This is a genomic window from Bradyrhizobium sp. LVM 105 (assembly GCF_003957705.1).
GTDB lineage: Bacteria > Pseudomonadota > Alphaproteobacteria > Rhizobiales > Xanthobacteraceae > Bradyrhizobium > Bradyrhizobium frederickii.
In genome coordinates, this window is sequence record NZ_QZMV01000004.1 from 365,410 (window position 1) to 383,471 (window position 18,062).

The 18,062-nt window shown below is 63.3% G+C and carries 16 protein-coding genes; 4 read left to right on the forward strand and 12 right to left on the reverse strand.

The features are described from left to right. Nucleotides 1-215: 215 nt before the first annotated feature. Together D6B98_RS14185 and D6B98_RS14190 are read left to right on the forward strand one after the other, a co-directional pair. Nucleotides 216-914 carry a ribonuclease activity regulator RraA gene (locus D6B98_RS14185; protein ID WP_028136365.1) on the forward strand — a complete coding sequence of 233 codons (699 nt, stop codon included), beginning with the start codon at nt 216-218 and terminating at the stop codon, nt 912-914. Between the two features lie 24 nt (nt 915-938). Continuing rightward, nucleotides 939-1,343: a (R)-mandelonitrile lyase gene (locus D6B98_RS14190; RefSeq protein WP_126257615.1), complete on the forward strand. Its 405-nt coding sequence runs from the start codon at nt 939-941 to the stop codon at nt 1,341-1,343. Nucleotides 1,344-1,409: 66 nt separating this feature from the next. Here D6B98_RS14190 and D6B98_RS14195 read toward each other — a convergent pair whose 3' ends face one another. The 6 genes from D6B98_RS14195 to D6B98_RS14220 all read right to left on the reverse strand — a co-directional run bounded on the left by D6B98_RS14195 (nt 1,410) and on the right by D6B98_RS14220 (nt 9,960). Further along, nucleotides 1,410-1,766: a hypothetical protein gene (locus D6B98_RS14195; protein ID WP_126257616.1), complete on the reverse strand. Its 357-nt coding sequence runs from the start codon at nt 1,764-1,766 to the stop codon at nt 1,410-1,412. A 159-nt stretch (nt 1,767-1,925) separates the two neighbouring features. Further along, nucleotides 1,926-3,161: a hypothetical protein gene (locus D6B98_RS14200; RefSeq protein ID WP_126257617.1), complete on the reverse strand. Its 1,236-nt coding sequence runs from the start codon at nt 3,159-3,161 to the stop codon at nt 1,926-1,928. A gap of 24 nt (nt 3,162-3,185) precedes the next feature. Then, complete coding sequence (locus D6B98_RS14205; protein ID WP_164718593.1) at nt 3,186-4,763, reverse strand: CHAT domain-containing protein; 1,578 nt, start codon at nt 4,761-4,763, stop codon at nt 3,186-3,188. Next, complete coding sequence (locus tag D6B98_RS14210; RefSeq protein ID WP_164718594.1) at nt 4,760-7,510, reverse strand: PAS domain-containing protein; 2,751 nt, start codon at nt 7,508-7,510, stop codon at nt 4,760-4,762. The genes D6B98_RS14205 and D6B98_RS14210 overlap by 4 nt, the downstream gene beginning before the upstream one ends. A gap of 492 nt (nt 7,511-8,002) precedes the next feature. Beyond that, nucleotides 8,003-8,914 (reverse strand): DUF2147 domain-containing protein, encoded by a 912-nt coding sequence (locus tag D6B98_RS14215; protein WP_126257620.1) that lies wholly within the window; start codon nt 8,912-8,914, stop codon nt 8,003-8,005. 266 nt (nt 8,915-9,180) lie between these two features. Then, entirely contained in the window at nt 9,181-9,960 is a 780-nt protein-coding gene (locus D6B98_RS14220) for a transporter substrate-binding domain-containing protein (protein ID WP_126257621.1), read from the reverse strand. Between the two features lie 103 nt (nt 9,961-10,063). On the opposite strand from D6B98_RS14220, the gene D6B98_RS14225 reads away from it, so the two are divergent. Then, nucleotides 10,064-10,573, forward strand: a complete 510-nt coding sequence (locus D6B98_RS14225) for a DUF1993 domain-containing protein (protein ID WP_205680483.1) — start codon at nt 10,064-10,066, stop codon at nt 10,571-10,573. Between the two features lie 62 nt (nt 10,574-10,635). On the opposite strand, the gene D6B98_RS39840 is transcribed toward D6B98_RS14225, so the two are convergent. The 6 genes from D6B98_RS39840 to D6B98_RS14255 all read right to left on the reverse strand — a co-directional run bounded on the left by D6B98_RS39840 (nt 10,636) and on the right by D6B98_RS14255 (nt 16,791). Next, nucleotides 10,636-11,115, reverse strand: a complete 480-nt coding sequence (locus D6B98_RS39840; RefSeq protein WP_164718595.1) for a hypothetical protein — start codon at nt 11,113-11,115, stop codon at nt 10,636-10,638. A 184-nt stretch (nt 11,116-11,299) separates the two neighbouring features. Further along, the gene (locus tag D6B98_RS14235) at nt 11,300-12,289 is read right to left on the reverse strand and encodes a hydroxyacid dehydrogenase (protein ID WP_126257622.1); all 990 of its coding nucleotides are present in this window, start codon (nt 12,287-12,289) and stop codon (nt 11,300-11,302) included. Between the two features lie 34 nt (nt 12,290-12,323). Further along, a complete protein-coding gene (locus tag D6B98_RS14240) occupies nt 12,324-13,424 on the reverse strand; it encodes an ABC transporter ATP-binding protein (RefSeq protein ID WP_126257623.1) in 1,101 nt (366 codons plus the stop codon). A 20-nt stretch (nt 13,425-13,444) separates the two neighbouring features. Further along, a complete protein-coding gene (locus tag D6B98_RS14245; RefSeq protein ID WP_126257624.1) occupies nt 13,445-14,356 on the reverse strand; it encodes a carbohydrate ABC transporter permease in 912 nt (303 codons plus the stop codon). Next, entirely contained in the window at nt 14,356-15,294 is a 939-nt protein-coding gene (locus D6B98_RS14250; protein WP_126257625.1) for a carbohydrate ABC transporter permease, read from the reverse strand. Before D6B98_RS14250 ends, D6B98_RS14245 begins: the two co-directional genes overlap by 1 nt. 156 nt (nt 15,295-15,450) lie before the next feature. Beyond that, nucleotides 15,451-16,791, reverse strand: a complete 1,341-nt coding sequence (locus D6B98_RS14255) for an ABC transporter substrate-binding protein (RefSeq protein ID WP_126257626.1) — start codon at nt 16,789-16,791, stop codon at nt 15,451-15,453. Between the two features lie 470 nt (nt 16,792-17,261). Here D6B98_RS14255 and D6B98_RS14260 point away from each other — a divergent pair, with 470 nt between their 5' ends. Then, nucleotides 17,262-18,044, forward strand: coding sequence for a Spy/CpxP family protein refolding chaperone (locus D6B98_RS14260; RefSeq protein WP_164718596.1), 783 nt, complete (start codon nt 17,262-17,264; stop codon nt 18,042-18,044). Nucleotides 18,045-18,062: the final 18 nt, after the last annotated feature.

Genomic DNA, 18,062 nt, shown 5'->3' on the forward strand with positions numbered 1-18,062 from the left:
GGCTCGAGCTTTGAGTTCCGCGTCACCCCTGCTTCGCGTAAATGCGCCCTCAAGTCCAATAAATTAATGCAGGGGGAGGCGATAAAGCCTTGTTATCGCGTCGCATAAAGGCCCACCGGCCCTGCGTTATTGCGAGCCTCTTGGCCCTTGACGCAGGGGCTGCGGATCGCAAGATGCGCGCGTTATTTCCCGCACCTCGGAGCTTGTCTGTTTCCATGTCGCTGTCCCCCGAAGCCCGCAAGACCCTCGCCGGCATCACCACCGCCACCATCACCACGGTCCTGCTGAAGAAGGGCCTGCGCAATGTGTGGATGCGCGGCGCGCGGCCGCTGCGCCCCGGTCTGCCGCGGCTGGTTGGGCCGGCCTTCACGCTGCGCTTCGTGCCGGCGCGCGAAGATCTGGCGACGCCGGAATCCTGGTCCTCGCCGATCTCCACCCGCACCGCGATCGAGGCGATGCCGGAGGGCTGTATCGCCGTGGTCGATGCCATGGGCATCACCGATGCCGGCATCTTCGGCGACATTCTGTGCGCCCGCATGGTCAAGCGCGGCGTCACCGCCCTCGTCACCGACGGCGTGGTGCGTGACGTCGAGGGCGTGCTCGGCACCAATCTGCCGGTCTGGTGCGACGGCTATGCCGCGCCGCCCTCGGTTGCGGGCCTCACCTTCGTCGGCTGGGGCGAGCCGATCGGCTGCGGCGGCGTTGCCGTGTTTCCGAACGACATCGTGGTCGCCGACCAGGACGGCTGCGTGCTGATCCCGCAGGCGATGCTCGAGCACGTGCTCAACGAGGGCGTCGAGCAGGAGCGCATGGAGGCCTGGATCGTCAACGAGGTCAACAACGGCGCCGTGCTGCCGGGCCTCTACCCCATGAACGCCGAGACCAAGGCGCGCTACGCCGCCAGCAAGAAGTAACCGGGAAGCAAGCGAGGTAATCCCATGGAGATCACTGTTGCAGGCACGCGGCCGACCCGCCGCGCGCCCAAGGAAAACTTCACCGGCACCGTGTGGCAGGACCCCGTGATCATGGCACCCGCGCCGGCACGGCTGAACTGCTCGCGTGTTGCGTTTGAGCCCGGCGCCCGCACCAACTGGCACCATCATCCGCTCGGGCAGACGCTCTACGTGATTTCCGGCGTCGGCCGCGTCCAGACCAAGGGCGGTCCCGTCAGGGAAATCCGTCCCGGCGACACTGTCTGGATTCCGCCGGGCGAGTTGCACTGGCACGGGGCCACGCCGACCAACGGCATGTGCCACATCGCCATGCAGGAGGCGCTCGACGGTGTGTACTCGACCTGGCTCGAGCCGGTCACCGACGCCGAGTACGGCGCAGCGCTGGGTTAGAGCCTCGTGTCCCGGACAAGCCGCGGCGCCGTAGGGCGATGCGGCGCCGATCCGGGACACGGCAGGCTACATCCGCTGCGCGGTCCACGTGCCCCTGCACAGCGCGCCGCGCCACGTGCCGGAGCCGGAGGTGCCGCTGAGCCGGCCGAAGCCGACGGCACGCTTGATGCCGGTGCTCAAGGTAACATTGATGCTGCCGGCGTCAGCGACGCGGCCTGAGGCCGATACGGCCGCGCTGCTCGATGCGATCTGACCATTGTTGATGCCGATCGCGACGGTGGCGCCGTTGCCGCAGGTCTCGCTGGATGACGAGATGCGCACGTTCCAGGCGCCGTCGAAGCTGGTCGATGCTGCATTCGCCGGTCCGCAGAGCAGGGCGACGGCCCAGATCGCGGCAAACATACCCTTGCAAAGATATCGCATGACACGCCCCATTGGCTGAACCTGCGGGGCAGCGTGTCACAAGGCGGGGCGGGCCGATGTGAGGACTGTCACGCATTCGGCCGGACGGTGACGGCGAGGACCGTGTCCGGGCGCCGTCCCGTCAGCCGGGCAGAGCCGCGAAACGGCTGGTTCGTGCCGTCACCTTGCTGCCGCAGCGCGATCGATCACGCGCGCCAGCGCGACGGCGGAGTCCGTGTCGACCAGAGAAGTCTTGCCGACTGTTTTTCGCAATGCGAAGGCCTCGGACGCAAAAAGCTTGTCGGGATCCTCCGGGGCATCCCTGATGCCGGTGAGCAGGCGGATTTGCATGCCCTTCAGGAGCTCTGTCACGGCCGGCTTGGCGATCGTCTTGTCGTTGGGGGCGCCCAGAATTGCCTTTTCCCAGCCGCGGTGAGCGTTTTTCGGCGTCACGCGCTCCACGAGCTTGTCGTAGCTGGTCTGGTAGGCGCCGATCGCCACGAGACGATCGTTTTCGGCAAGTTCGGGCGACGTTATCACCTCGGCGCGCAGAGTCAGCATGTGCTCGTCCGCACGCTCCAACTCCCGCCTCATGATGCTGCCTGCGACACCCTGCCAGTGTCGATGAAATCCGAGCTGCGTGAGAGGGTTGATCGAGTCAGGCCCGTCGGGCAGCAGGCTGGCCGTGAACTCGACGGCCAGGAGGCAATAGTCCAGTCCAGATACACGCTGGCCGTCCAGCAGCAAGCGGTCGTCGGTCACCACCAACCGCTTGGCGACCGCTTCTTCGAGGTAGGAACCTGCAACCAGCAGGTAGCCGCTGCGACCAAGCGCATTGCCGTCGGCATACGAGAACAACGGCGTGACGATGTTGAGTCCGAACAGGCCGGCGACCCGGTCGTAGATCTTTTCAGCCACACGCAACCCGTCGGAAACGCCCGGCGCGAGGCCGGTCTGCGTCGTCAGGTCGGCGGCCAGTTGCAGGACCTGCTGTGCCACATCGTGAAACGGAAGGCGGAAGAGCCCGACGAACAGAGACAGGTTGTCCTGCTTCATGGGCGCGCGCCTGACGGCATAGATATTCCTGAAGTCGACATAGCCCGGAGCGGCACCGGCTGCCTTCAGTTGAGCGGCGATCTCGTCATTGCTCAAAATCGTGGGACGGCGCTGGCGCCCGTCGCCGAAGCTGAACTCGGTGAGCACGACGCCGAGCGGGAGGAACGAGTTGAAGAACTTGCCGCCTTCGCGCAAGCCCATTTCAACCATACGCACGCCGAAGTAGCTCGCTTCGGGCACGAAGGTCTGTCCCGCCGTGATCCCATTGCCGGTCGAAGCGACGTAGCCGACATAGGGGCGCCGCAGCTCGCGGCTCGCCCAGTGGTCGACGACGTTCTTGAGCGTGGCCCAGACTGTCATGACATTCTTTCCACTACGAGCTGCTCAGTGGCAGCGTGTTGCCCAATCGGTCGACTGCGCCAGCAGGATCGGAGAAAGCCAGATCGGGCTTTCCTCGTCGTAGTTCAGGCTTTCCCACGATGCGCGGCACGCTTTCCGGAACGCCACGCAAACGGACCGCGTCCGGTACAGTTCGTCATAGAACTCCTTGGCGAACTGCGGCGCGCGCTCGTCCTCGACATTCCATCGGAAGCCCAGCGCATAGGGGATTCCGTTCATCACCAGTTGCTGAACGCAGCCCTTCGAGATGCCACGGCAGGCCGAGAGGTACACGAGCGTCGTCGCTGAAAGGCCGTCGGAGGCCGCCACCCTGTCCAGTTTCAGCCCGACCGCCTGCTCTGGCTTCATCCCGGGAAGGACGAGGGTCGCGGTTTGCTGGCCATCGCTCCAGGCGTGACCGGCGTAGTGGAGTATGGTGGGCCGGAATGCGTCCAGCTGCTTCAGCAAATAGGAGGCGGCCTCGCCCGGCGGGGCATCCGACAAATTGACGACCTTCAAATCGAAACAGCCTGCGGCGCCCAGCTTTTCCACGTGCTCCAGTTCGGCATCGATATTGCCGAGCTTGTCGAACCTCTTGCCATCGCAGATCGCGCTGTCGAGCTTCAGATCGGGATGTTCGCCGATCTGAGAGCGAACGAACATCAGCTTCGCGCCCGGACTGATCCGCGCTCGCTCACTGGCCCTTCCACGGACGAAGAACGGAATGCGCCGGACAATCGGCGCATAGAGCAGCACGAATGGCCCATTTTCCTCCGAGAGATAACGCACGCTGGCCTCGAAGGGCACCGCATAAAAGCCTGCGTCGCTGATGACGAACCGGAACGACAGTCCCACCAGCCCGCCTGCGGACTTCTCGATCTGCGAGAACAGATGTTCTCCGATCGCTTTGACGACGAAGCTCTTGAACAGGCGTGTTCCAACGTCGCGCGTCTGGCCGAGCCAATTGTTCGGCGGCATCTCGTCGCGCGCATAGGTTTGAGCGGCAGACTTGAGGTCATCGAGATCGCTGATGGTGTTCCAGCGAAGCATCGGGGAGCCGTCTTCGCCCGTTCCGAGCCGGCATTCCACCTTGGCGCTATGGATCTCGATCTCGACCACGCGGAACGCGCCCGGGATCGCATTCGTCTCGTCCGGACGACCGGTGAGCATCGCAATGAACGGGCGCAAGATCCGGTGCCGGTGCAGCTGCAGCGCGTCCATCGGCAGGATCAACGCATTGCCCGCCGCCCGGCACTCTTCCTCCAGGTCCGTGCAGGTCCCGAACGAGGGCGCGATGACCAGCACGGAAGTGTGCGGGTCCTGGGCCAATACGACGGTGTTGAGCACGTGCTTCGCGCCGAGAGTCGTACGTGTGTCGTAGACGGCAGTCGGGTCGGTCGGCAACCGGGCATCGAGCACGAGCAGCTCGGTCTCATTCGCGACGAGCCACTCGTTGGTCTGGTCCGGGGTCATCAGAGGCTTGTCGTACAATTCCTCCATGGCCACTCCCGCCGCGAGCAGCTGCGCCCGCAGCGTTTCGAACATGTTTGCCTCTGCGGTGGCGATCGCAATCTTGGCTGTCATACCGGTGCCTCCTGCGCGCACAATGGCAGGTTGAACTCGAAGCCTGCGCCGTCCAAATCGGTCAGAGTGCCGTCGTGCTGCTCGGCCGCCTTGCGTATCGCCTCGACCGCGACGCTGGCCATCTGCCGTGCCCGGTGCTGGCTCTGCTCGATCGGGTCCGCCGCCGACGGAGCCAGGGTGTCGGCGATCATTGCGGGCAAGCGCATGGACACCGAGAGGTGATGCTGCGGTCGTTCCGCGATCGTCACGGTCAATTTGTCGTTCGGCGTGATGCGCAACGACAGCAGGGAGCTGAGGGCAGAGCGAAACGCAAAGCTCAAACGCTTCGTCCATCCCTTGACCAGCAGGGGGCGGCGCGTCGCAATCTCGTCGATGAAGTGGATCGCGTCGCGATCCTCGACTGGAAGGCCCTCGACCTCGTGATAGAGCACTTCCAATGCGTCGAATAGTTCGGGGACTTCCTGCGGCGTCTGCTGCACGACGAGACGCTCGGACAGACGTTCGAAAGTCAGATCGGCCTTGAGCAGGTGGTTGGCGGCCTGCTCGAGCAGACCGGCGCAATTCTGCATGAGCTCTGGCTTGCTCAGGAGCGACGCTGCGCCGCGCAGCAAGCCGTCAGCCATCAAGAGCGGGGCGCGCGTCTCGCGCGCAACGGATGTGACAGTCTCCTCCAGATAGCCCCAGTCGCTCTCCCGACTTTGATCGGCAAGGCTGGTGAACAGCCAGAGCTGATGACCATAATCGTCGTTCAACGGCTCGCGACTTGCGAGAACCGTCAGTTCGGTGCGCGGCGCATCGCCGATCGTCAGGTGTAGACGAAGACGGTGCTGGATCCCGGATTCCGACAGTTGCGCGGAATCTTCAGGCCGGGCGCCAAATGTCGAGAGCTTCTTGTCACGCGCCCGGCCGAAGATGTTGGCCGCCGCACCATTCATGTGGCAGATCGTCCCAACGGCATCCACGATGACGGCCGCCTGCTCGATTCTGTTCATGAGCGCGTGCTCGATCGCTTCGTGCCAGCGAGCCGCAAAGATCTGTTCACAGTCGGCGGCGAGGCCGCTTGCCGCGTCGCGATCGGGCCCACGGAACGCGTTCAGCTCTGATGATTCCATGTCCAGGATCAGCTCGATCTTGCCGTTCACGAGGAGGGGGACCGTCATGGCCGATCGTTGATCGGGGGCGGTCTTGATGAAGCCGTAGTTCCGCTCGGTATCGCTGACGTCGGGGACGACAAGAATGTTCCGCTCGGCCAGGCAGCTGCCAAGCATGCCGCTGGACAGCTCCTGGGTGTATTCGGCCTTGCGGCCGGCCGCTTTCACGAGCAGGTTGCGGTCGTTCTTGACGTACTCGGCGACCAGCACGAACTTGCCGCGCAGGCGATCGATCCGGAACACGCCGACATATTCCCAGCCCAGGCATTGCGTCGTGCCGGTGGCCAGCAGCTCGGCGATGGCGCGCGCACTCGGTGCCTTGTTCAAATCATCCTTGAGTTTGCGCAAGGCGCGCGCCTGCGCATGTTCCATGGCCGCGTCGGCGGCCTGCAATATCTCTTCGACGCCGAGATTTTGCAGCGTGCGTAGATCGGCAGGGGTGTATTTGTGCTTGCGGGACAGCAGAGCCAGCGAGCTTCCAAACCGGCCTCCCGCCTTGCGTATCGGCAATACGAGCATCGACTCGAACTTGTCGGCGATGATGGCTTTGCTTACCGGATTGTCCTTTTCCTCGGGATTGCGGCTCTCGACGAACGCGGCCAGATTGTTGTCCCACGTCTTGCCCTGCTCGAGCCACTCGATCACGCCAGGTGGCACCTTGAACCAACGCGTGCTCCACTCCCAGCTGGGTTTTGGAAAGATCGTGAGCGCCCGCCAAAAGTCGTTGAGATCGCTGTAGACCCCGAACGTGCTCATTTCGAACGGGATGACCTTGCCGATCGCCTGAAGCGTTGCCTCGATGATCTCTTGTGGATCATCGTGCTCGGCGAGAATTGTCCTGAGCTCCTGGCGCGCGCGATCTTCGGCAAGGGGAGCGAACAGCACCAATAGCCCCGCCGAACTGTTCGGTGCTTCCATGTAGGGAGTTCCGCTCACCCTTGCCAGAATGGAGCGCCCGTCTTTTGGGCGCAGCCGAACGAAACCCGAGAAACCCGTTTGCTTTGTGATCCATTCGCCGAACAGGTTCGTCGTTCCCTCGTCATCGGGTCCGAACACCTGGGAGAGCGGCATCTCCCTGAGTTCTGATTCCGAGAATCCCAGAACCTGCACCGCGCGATCGTTCGCGAATCGGATCTTGCCGATCAGGTCGGTGCGGAGCACGCCATCCTGCAGGGCATCGAGGCGGCTCTGTTCGGCGCTCTGGTCGAGAAGCAGCGCGTAATTGCCCGGCATGCCATCTTCGTCGCGCAGCGGGCCAATTTCGACTCTGACCTGACGAACCATGTCATTGGTCTGGATGTCTGCGCGTAAGCTAGAGTTGTGGTTGGCCTGGAGGGCCATCCACACGTCGGCTGCACGTGATCCGAACAGGCCGGAGAAGGGAACGCCGCGTCTGCCGGGCAAGAGCTTGTCGAATGCCGCGTTCGAATAGACGATGCGGCCGTCGTGCGCCAGTTCGACGAAGGGAATCTCGCCGTAATGTGCGGCCTCATCGAGCGCGTCATACCGATCCGACAAGACGCTCAGCATGGTGTTTTGCGATTGCAGGATCTTACCGACGGTCTGAGCGTCGAAACCGAATTCCGAAACGAGCATGCGCGCTTGCTCTTGGACCAGAGGCTGCAGCGCGCTGGTCAGGCTCGTCTGCCGACTTCGGAGTGCGCCGATGACATGCCGCCTGATGCCTTGCTCCGACATCAGCGAGTGGGGGCCCCGGTCACCCGAGACTAGCGATGGTGTCGCACGGAGTTCCTCCATAACAACCTCGCTCGCTTACGCAACTACCGGCGCCGAAACGAGGTCGGGGGAATGACTCGTTTCGAGTCTACGTGTCTCGGCGAAACGGTGCCAAATGCGGTGTATGACGGTGGCAAATAGTCTGGCTATCAATCCAGACTAGAAGCAACGACGGCGGGCAGATATGAAATGGTTCACAATCGAGGGTTATTGCGCGGCCCGGTGACAGGAGGGCCGCAGCGCTCTCATTGGCGGTGACAGCGACTGGCAGTCGCGTTGCCGATTGCGGTTGTCCGGCGAATAAACGTCAGCCTGGCTGCGCCATGTTGGCTTCGATCCAATCGGCGCCGCTCAGTTCACCCGCGTCCAGGTCTGGCCGCCGCAGAACATGCCGCCGAAGGCGCAGCCCTGCACGCGCAGGCGATCGGTGCCCTTCATCGCGATGGTCGAATCGTAGGTCGAGCCGGAGTTCGGATCGAGAATGCGGCCGGACCATTTCTGGTCCTTGCCGGGCTTCATGTTGATCAGAACCTGCTCGCCGTTCTGGTTCGATTTGCTGTCGACCGAATAGCCGCAGAGATTGCTGCCGCATTGCTCGATGCGGACCTTGCCTTCCTTCTCCTCGGTGAGCCAGACGCCGAGAGGTGAATTGAGATCGCGCGTGGGCGCGGCCGCTGGGGCGGGCGGAGCGACCGCCGCCGCCTGAACCGGCGCGGGAGCAGGGGGTGGAGCGGGAGGCGGCGGAGCCGCAGCCGCGGCTGGGGCCGGCGGTGGGGGCGCGGCGGGAGCGGCCTGCTGCGTGGCCGGCGCCGGAGCCGGAGGGGGGGCCGGCGGCGTGGGCGGCGGCAATACCGCGGTCTCGGCCGGCGCATTGCTGGCGGTTGGCGCCGCAGGGGGAGCCGGCGGTGGCGCCACGGCCGCGGAGGCCGGCGCAGGCGCCTGGGCAGCCGCGGGCGCTTGAGGAGCCGCAGGCGCTTGGGCCGCCGCGGGCGGCGGGGCGATTGGGGCAGGCGCGGGAACTGGTGCAGCCGGCGTTTGCGGCTCGACCGTGGCTTGCTGGGGCGGCTGCTGGCCCGGCGCCGTTTCGTTCTTCTTGGCCTTCTTGGCCTTGGTCTGGCCGGTGTTGTCGTACACGCCGGGGATCTGAACCGTGCCGCGGTCGGGGTCGATGCGGATGGTGTGTCCGCCATATTCGAACGTGTACTGCGCCTGGGCAGCTGTGCTCGCCAACAGGAATGCGGCCGTGGCCAACAGCTTCCTCATTTCCATCTCCTGAACAGGTGGTCCCCGCACCGACGCTTACGCGGCGGTTCGATTGCAAAACGTGATCTAGATCACTGTCTCGGTATGAGTCGCCGTCCTGCGGTTCAGGGTTCAATAGGCGAGGGGCCGGTCCAAAGTTGGGCCGAGGCAGCGACAGGAGGACGCGGCCTGAAGCGCCATGCCAACGGAATCGGAACGGGATTCCAAGGTCTGACCTCAGCGCGTCTTCTTGACGGCAGCGGTTCCTTGCCTCGCGCGACAACGCTCTAATCGAACCAGGCGGCGTAGATCTTCCTGTAGCTGCCGTCTTCCATGGAAATGTGCAGCCATTGGTCGACGAAGGCCTTCAGCGCCATGTCGCGCTGGAGCCAGTAGGCCTTCTCGGAGAAATCGAATGGTTTTTCCGGATGCACCGCGCAGAGCACGCCTTGATGCTGCTTCTGCTGGTAGCGCGTCTCGGAGGCGTCCGTCATCATCAGGTCGGCATTGCCCTTGGCGATCTCGTCGAAGATCACGGTGTTGTCGGGGAAGACGGTGATGTCGGCGTCCTTGATGTTGGCGCGCGCGAAGCGCTCGTTGGTGCCGCCGGGATTGACGATCACGCGGGTGCCCTTCTTGTCGATGTCGGCGATGCTCTGGTACTTGCCGACATCGGCGCAGCGCGTGATCGGCGTCTTGCCCTCGCGCATGATCGGCGTCGAGAAGAAGCCCTTCTTCTGGCGGTCGAGCGTGACCGAGACGCCGCCCATCGCGATGTCGAACTGGTCGGCCTCGAAATCCTTCATCAGCTTCGGCCAGGCCGTGGCTACGTATTCGACCTTGACCCCAAGCGCCTTGCCGAGCGACTCCGCCATGTCGACGTCGAAGCCGCTGAATGTCTGCGTCGCCTTGTCCAGATAGGTGAAGGGCTTGTAGTCGCCGGTCATGCCGACCCGCAAGGTGCCGCGCTTGACGATCTCGTCGAGCCGCGAGGGCGCCTGCTGCGCTTGGGCCGAAAGGTTTGCCAACAACGCCACGGCCAAAGCCAATGCGATACGCACGATCATCTCTTCTCCACCCCTGCGTAAGCTGTCATTGTACAGCTCTTCACAGCGTGGATTTAAACCAGATGCGCGCCTCTGGCGAGGCGGAATTGAAAGGAATCTCGACGTGACGATCTCGACGTACGAGGCCTCGGTCGGCCTCTTCGTGCCGTATTTGCGTAACCTCTCCGCGCTGCTCGACAAGGGCGTCGCCTATGCGGAGGCCCGCAAGTTCAACCCGGCAGTCCTGCTCGGCATGCGCCTTGCGCCGAACATGTACGACCTCGCGCAGCAGGTGGGTGAAGCCTGTCGCCACGCCGTCGTCGCGCCGGCCTTGCTGGCCGACTGCGAGCCCGTAGCGTTGCCGGCGCTGGAGCACGACATGGCCGGGCTCCAGGCGCGCATCGCGACCTCGATCGAGTTCATTGAAAGCCTGCCGCGCGCAGAGATCGAGGCGGCGGCGGAGCGCAATGTCTTCTTCAAGCTGAAGAACGGGACCGAGCTGCCCTTCACCGGGCGGACGCTGCTGCTGACGTTCAGCGTCCCCCAGTTCTTCTTTCACGTCACGACCGCCTACGACCTGTTGCGGCACGCGGGCGTCGAGCTTGTGAAAAAGGATTATCTCGGAAGGAAGTAGTTGCGGAGACTCGTTGTGCACCTCTCCCTACGGGAGAGGTGCACGGCGAACTCCGGTGCGCTTTACGCTTCGCCTTTGCGCTCGTAGTCGGCGAGCGAGCTTCGGCCGGCGATCTCGCTGCGCAGCTCTTCGAAGCGACGATGTGACTCGTCCTCCCGTTCGTCAACGAAGCGCACGGCGGCCTCGCTCGTCATGGGGCCGCTGACCACGGGGGCGGATTGCTCGCCGATGGTCTCGTGGACGTAGAATTGGCCGTCATCGCCGCGATTGACCGTCCATTTGAGGCGGATCGCGACCATCGGACCAGGGCCAACCTTGCTGTAGCCATCCGCATCGATGTGCTCCGGCACCAGCGGCTGCTCGTCGATCATTGGATGCTCGTCGACAGCATGATGTTCTTCGACCGACGGCTGCTCACCGACGACGACGATCTCGGTCTCCCGGATGGTCTCGGTCTCACGAACGACGAGGACGGGCTCGGGGTGCTCCAAAATGCTGGCGATGGTCGCCAGCGCGTGGTCGGTCGGGTCGATCTCTGACAAGGCTCCATCCTCCAGCTCGACGCGGCCGGCTAGTTCTGTCCCACTGCCGCCGCGGCCGGGAACATTAGGCGCGCTTGATTAAGGCTGAGTTGGGGCCCGATCTGCGCCAAAATGGGACGCTTCCTGGCGTTCCGAAGGCGGGCGCTTCCGTCGCCCGCCAGGACCCAGCTTGGCTCAGCTCAGCTCAGCCGAGCACGTCCTGATTGATCACGTTCTGCCGGATCGGATCGCCGTCGAGCACGCTCAGGATGTTGCGCGCGGTCTGCTCGCTCATGCGCTGGACCGCCTCGACCGTGACGCCGGCGACGTGCGGGGCGATGATGACGTTGGGCAGGGCGAACAGCGCGTTGCTGACCGGCGGCGGCTCCACCTCGAACACGTCGATGCCAGCGCCGGCCAGCTTGCCCGAGACCAGCGCGTCGTGGAGCGCGGCTTCCTTGACGATGCCGCCGCGCGCGGTGTTGATGAGATAGGATCTCGGCTTCATCCGGCCGATCCGCGCCGCATCGAACAGGCCGACCGTCTCCGGCGTCTTCGGGCAGTGGATGGTGACGAAATCGGCGTTCGGCAGCGCGGCGTCGAGGTCGGCGACGAGCTCGCAGCCGGCAGCCTTGATCTCGGCGGCAGGCTTGTAGGGATCGTAGACCTGCACCTTCATTTCCATCGCCAGGCAGCGCTTGGCGGTGCGGCTGCCGATGCGACCGAACCCGATCACCAGCACGGTCTTGCCGTAGAGATCGAACGGCAGCATGCCGAGCCGGTCGGCCCATTTGCCGTCCTTGACGCAGGCGTGCAGCTCCTGGGCGCGCTTGGCCAGCGTCAGCATCATGAACAGCGCCGCTTCCGCGACCGAGGGCGAGTTTGCGCTGCCCGCAACCATCAGCGGCACCTTGCGGCGGGAGAGGGCGGGAACGTCGACGGCGTCGTAGCCGACGCCGATCCGGGTCACCACCTTCATGTCTCTTGCGGCCTCGAGCTCGGTCTCGCCGAAGGCGGTGGCGCCGAGCGCGACGCCGTGGACCGGCGCGTGGCGCTTCAGCAAGGCCTCGAAATCCACAGCCGAGATCAGGTTCGCAAACTCGACGAGCTCGATATCGTCCCGCCGGGTGAGGAGGGCGCGTGCCCCTTGCGACAAAGTTTGCGTAACGAAAATCTTCTTCTTGTTGGTCGCCATCGTCCCCTGCCTGCGCGAGTTTCTTGAACCGGCGTCACAACACGGCGCCGGTCGCCTCGTTTAGCAGGTGCATATTGTTGAGGTCCATCGCCAAACGCATGGGAGCCCCGTCCTTGGCGCCGGCATTGGGATTGACGCGGCCGCAGACCGGCGTGCCCTCGAGTCCGAAATAGACCAGTGTCTCCATTCCCATCGGCTCGGTGACGTCGAGCACGGTGTCGAAGGTTTCGACGCCGGGCTCCAGATGCGCATGCGACTCGGTGAGATGCTCGGGCCGCAGGCCGAGCAGCAGCTTGTCGGTGCGCGGCAGCGAATTGTAGCGCGCGGCCCGGGCCGGCGGCAGCGGGAAGGCAATGCGGTCGGTGAGGCGGATCTGCAGCGTGCCCCCGACGTCCTCGAGCCGGCATGGGATGAAGTTCATCGCCGGCGAGCCGATGAAGCCGGCGACGAAGCGCGTCGCAGGCTTGTGATAGAGCTCGTTCGGCGTGCCGATCTGCTCGATCCGTCCCTTGTTCATCACCACGACGCGGTCGGCCAGCGTCATCGCCTCGACCTGGTCGTGGGTGACGTAGACGGTGGTGGTGCGCACCTTCTGGTGCACCTTCTTGATCTCGATCCGCATCTGCACGCGCAGTTTCGCGTCGAGATTGGACAGCGGCTCGTCGAACAGGAAGACCTTCGGATTGCGCACGATGGCCCGCCCCATCGCGACGCGCTGGCGCTGGCCGCCGGAGAGCTGCTTCGGCTTGCGGTCGATCAGGTCGGTGATGTCGAGCAGGCGGGCGGCCTCCGTCACCCGCGCCTTGATCTCGGCCTTGGGATAGTGCTTCAGGCGCAGCCCGAACGACATGTTCTCCGCGACCGTCATGTGCGGGTAGAGCGCGTAGTTCTGGAACACCATCGCGATGTCGCGGTCCTTCGGCGGCACGTCGTTGACGATGTCGCCGCCGATCATGATGTCGCCGTCGCTGATGTCCTCGAGCCCTGCGATCATGCGCAGCGTCGTCGACTTGCCGCAGCCGGAGGGACCGACCAGCACGATGAACTCGTGGTCGGCGATGTCGAGATCGATGCCGCGCACGGCTTCGACGTCGTCGTAACGCTTGACTACCTTCCGCAAAGCAACTTCAGCCATCGAACTTCAGCTCCTCGCCATCAACCCTTTGTCGCACCGGCGGTCAGGCCGGCAATGTAATAGTCCATCAGGAAGGCGTAGACGATCAGCGGCGGCGCAGCGCCGAGCAGCGCGCCGGTCATGATCTGCCCCCAGTTGAAGACGTCGCCCTTGATCAGGCTGGTGATGATGCCGACCGGCAGCACCTGTTGATCGGTCGAGGTCGTGAACACCAGCGGATAGAGAAATTGCGCCCAGGAGACCGTGAAGGCGAAAATGGTCGCCGCAATGATGCCGGGGAAGGCAACCGGAATGAAGATGCGTGTCAGCGTCTGAAACCATGACGCGCCGTCGATAATGGCGGCTTCATCGAGTTCCTTCGGGATCGATGCGAAGTAGCCGATCATAATCCAGGTGCAGAACGGCACCGTGAGCGTCGGATAGACGATCAGCAGCACATACCATTTGTTGATCAGCTGTATTCCAGTGAGCTCGCCGAATGCCGCAAACATCTTGAACAGCGGCAGAAACAGCAGCGTCTCGGGGATCAGGTAGGTCAGGAAAACCCCGGTCGCGAGCGTCGCAGAGCCCCAGAACCGCATTCGCGCCAGCGCGAAAGCGGCCGGCACGCTGATCAGCATGGTGATCGTCACCACGAAGATCGAGACGAACGCGGAATTGCGGAAGAACGTCAGGAACTGGTTCGAGGTCAGCAATCCGATATAGTTTTCCAGCGTCGGGTGAAAAACCCACCACGGATTGGTCGCCGCCGATATCTCGGCGCTGGTCTTGAGCGATGTGACCAGCATGTAGAGGGGCGGCACAAGCGAGAAGATCGCGAACAGGGTGAGGAAAAAATAGGACCATCGCAGCGCCCATGTCCGGTCGCGGCTCATGCTGCCATACTTGACCGTGCGCCTCGGCGCGCTCTTGTCGACTGTTACCGTGCTCATCAGGCTTCATTCCCGCGCTTGTTGACATCCCGCAGGATGAATACCGCTGCGATGGCCAGGATCGGCAGCATGAACAGCGAGACGCTGGCGCCGAGCGGAATGTCGCTGCCTTCGATACCGATCCGGAACGCCCAGGTCGCGAAAATATGGGTGTGATCCAGCGGACCGCCGGCGGTCAAGATTCGGACGATATCGAAATTGGCGAAGGTGACGATCAGCGAGAAAAGCGTTGTGATCGCGATGATGTTTCGCATCATCGGCAACGTGACATACCAGAGGCGCTGCCACCAATTGGCGCCATCGATGGCGGCGGCCTCGTAGAGCTGCTCCGGCACGGATTTCAGCGCCGCCAGATACATGATCATGAAGAACGGCGCGCCGACCCAGATGTTGACGAGAATGACCGAGAAGCGGGCCCACATGGCATCGCCGGTCCACGGGATCGGCCCGATACCGAAGAAAGAAAGCGTGTAGTTGAACGCACTGTAGGAGGGGTCGAACAGCCACAGCCACGCCAGTGTGCTCATCGCCGGGGGGATTACCCACGGTACCAGCAGCATGCCGCGCCATTTGCGCTGGCCCTTGGCCGGTATGTTGTGAACGAAGTGCGCAATGATAAAGCCCAGCAGAGCCTTGAAGATGACGGCTGTGATCGCGAAGATGCAGGATTGCTTCACCACGAGCCAAAACGTTTCGCGCTTGAACAGAAACTCGAAATTGCCGAGGCCGACGAACCGCTGCATCGACTTATTCAGCGACGCCAGATGCAGCGAATAAAACGCCGGATAGATCACCAGGATGGCGATCAGCAGAATCAGCGGCAGCGTCATGAGGAAAGCGGCGGTCGATTTTCGCTTGAGCGCCTTGTGCAGGCTGGAGCGTTTCCGTGCCGGTTGCGTTGCGCCTACCTTGTTCGGCTGCAATGCGACATCAGCCATGATGTATCTTCCTTGCGCGATTCACTTCGATGAAACCAATTCCCGGGATTGCGGCGAAAGCCGGCATGACGTCGGCTTTCGCTTGCGCTGGCGCGAAAACGGATTCGCCGCAGCGTCCCCGCAACACGCGGGCCGTCGCGGCGATCTCCCTCCGTCCTAGCTCCGCATGTAGCCCTCACACTCGCCTTCCGCCCAGGCCAGCGTCTTTTCCATCGCCTCGCCTTGATGGAATCTCAGGCACATCTTGGTCAGGATGGCCTGGGTATAGATCTGTTGCGCGACCTTCGGCGGCGCCGGTGAGGCGGCGATCGACAGCGTTTGGTGCTTGAATGGATTTGGATAGTGGAACAGCGTGCCCTTCGGCGGGCCTTCTTCCGCCCAGGTCTTCAGGGTCGTGAGTTTCTCGAATGCCGGCAGGTCATAGCCACCGCTGGCCGCGACGAGTCTCTCGACCGCAGCCGGTTGCGATAGATAAACCAGCAGGCTCTTGGCGGCTGGCTTGTTCTTGGAGAAATTCCAGACGCTCCAGAAGTACGGAAGGAACGGCGCAAATCGTCCTTTCGGTCCTACGGGGAAGCCGTGGGTCCAGCATTGCTCGGCGACCTGCGGCGCGTCCCGCTTGGCGACTGCCCAGGCGCTGGGCGGATTCATGATGAGCGAGGCCTCGCCGGAAACCAGCGCCTTGTTGTTGTGGGAGTCGTCCCAGGACGCGACGCCCGCTGGCAAGAAGGGGATGAGCTTCTTGTAGAATTCGAGAGCCTGCCTTACCCCATCGCTCTTGACGGTGATGTTGCCCTTGCCGTCGACGAGCTGGCCACCGAACGCCTGAAAAAACGCGCCCGCAGTATCGACTGAGTCGGTTGTCTCACCCAGTCCGATCCCGAACGGATTGCCGCCTTTCTTGCACGCTTCTGCCGCTTTCAGGAATGTGTCCGTCGTCCAGTTGTCGGCTTTGGGCGGGCTGCCGGCCGGATACATTTCCTGCACATCGATGCCGGCGTGCTTCTTCAACAGATCGATGCGCGAGCAGGGACCCTTGATCTGGCTGCCGATCGTGGCGGGAACGCCAAGCCATTTATCGCCGGACTTGCCGAGATACTGGACCGTGCCGTTCACCTCGCCGTTCTGCTTGATCAACGGCTCCATAACGTCGTTCATGGGCTCGAGCAGATCGGACTGCGCGTGTGGCCACCATGTCGGCATCGCGAGGATGTCATGGCCGGATTTCGCCTGGCCTTCTGCGGCGATTTTCAGCTGGATTCCGTTGCCTTGACTCGAGATATAGTCGATCGAAATCTCTACCTTCTCCTTGGCGGCCCATTCATTGACCAGTTCGGTCGAGGTCTTGTTGGCGCCGGGCACCCAGTGGTCCCAGAACCCGATTGCGAGCTTGCCGGCGGCGTAGGCGCCCCGGACGTAGGGCGCCGTGATCAGCGCCGCGGAGGACATTGCAGTGGCAGCCACAAATTGACGTCGCGTCAGTCTCTTGCGTGACATCTCGTTTCCTCGCTTGGGTGTTTGTTGTTGGAGTTTCCTCTAAGACGTCTTTTCCGAGTTTCTTGTTGTTCGATTTTCTTGTTGATGCCGTCGGCCCGATGGCAATTCACCGATGCCGCAGCAAATTGGTAGCGCGATCAGATCATGATTGATCGCGTCTGTCGAGAAACCCGAACGGCCCGCACCTAGAACTAACGTTGTGTCCTGAAAGGTTGGCGTGCTGTGGCGGTCGTGAGCTGCCAACGCTTGTTTTTTGCGACGCACACTTGGCCTGAACCGGCCAGGAACAATCCGTGCGCAATTACGCCGCAGTTTCGAATGAGCCTTCATAACCGCTTCGCGCGAAAGACTTTTCGGGCGTGGACAGCACCTGGCTGCGGCTGGACCGCGAAGCGGAGGAAACGATAGAGTTACGGCGGGCGGGTTGGCTGCCGCCCAACAGGCGAGCGAGATCGACGATGGAGACGAGAATGATCAACCCGGTGCCGTCAGCGCGGCTTCACATGCGGCGATGCATCGCGCTCGGGGCCGCGCTCGCGCTGCTGCTCGGTGCCGCCGCCGTGGCCAATGCGCAAGGTCTGGTCAAAGGCGTTCAGGACGGCGCGGCCGCCGGCAACAAGGCGGCAGGTCCGGTCGGTGGCGTGCTCGGCGGCGCCATCGGCGGGGTCGTCGGCGTCTTCACCGGCGTGCTCGGCGTCGGCAACAATGGCGGCAATCCGCCGCCGGCCGCCAAGGAGTCCAGCAAGGACGCCAAGCAGCAGGGCGCAGCCAAGGACAAGGACGCCAAGACTGCCAAAGGCGGCAAGGGCGCCAAGGCGAGCAAGGAAGCGAAGAACGCTCCGCAGGGCAAGGACAATAAGGACGTCACCGTCCTCACCCAGCCCGGCGCGCCGCAGCAGACCGCCGAGCAGATCGTGGCCAACAGCGATTCCTATATCGAGCGGATCAAGACCGAGCTGAACCTCACGCCCGAACAGGAGAAGCACTGGTACGGCTTTTCGAGCGCGATGCACTACCTGGGACATAATGGTGCAGAGCGGCTCAACTTGCGGGTTGCGCGTGCCAAGCGCGATCCGCCCGACGACATCATCGAGCAGATGCGCAACGAGGCGCAGTTTCTGATCGACCGTGCCGCCGACCAGCGCAATGTCGCCGACGCCGCCGAGCCGCTCTATTCGAGCCTCGATGACAAGCAGAAGCAGGTCTTCATCCAGGAGATGGTGCGCCTGAGCCACGAGCGCGGACTGGATTGATCAAGTTGAATCGGATCG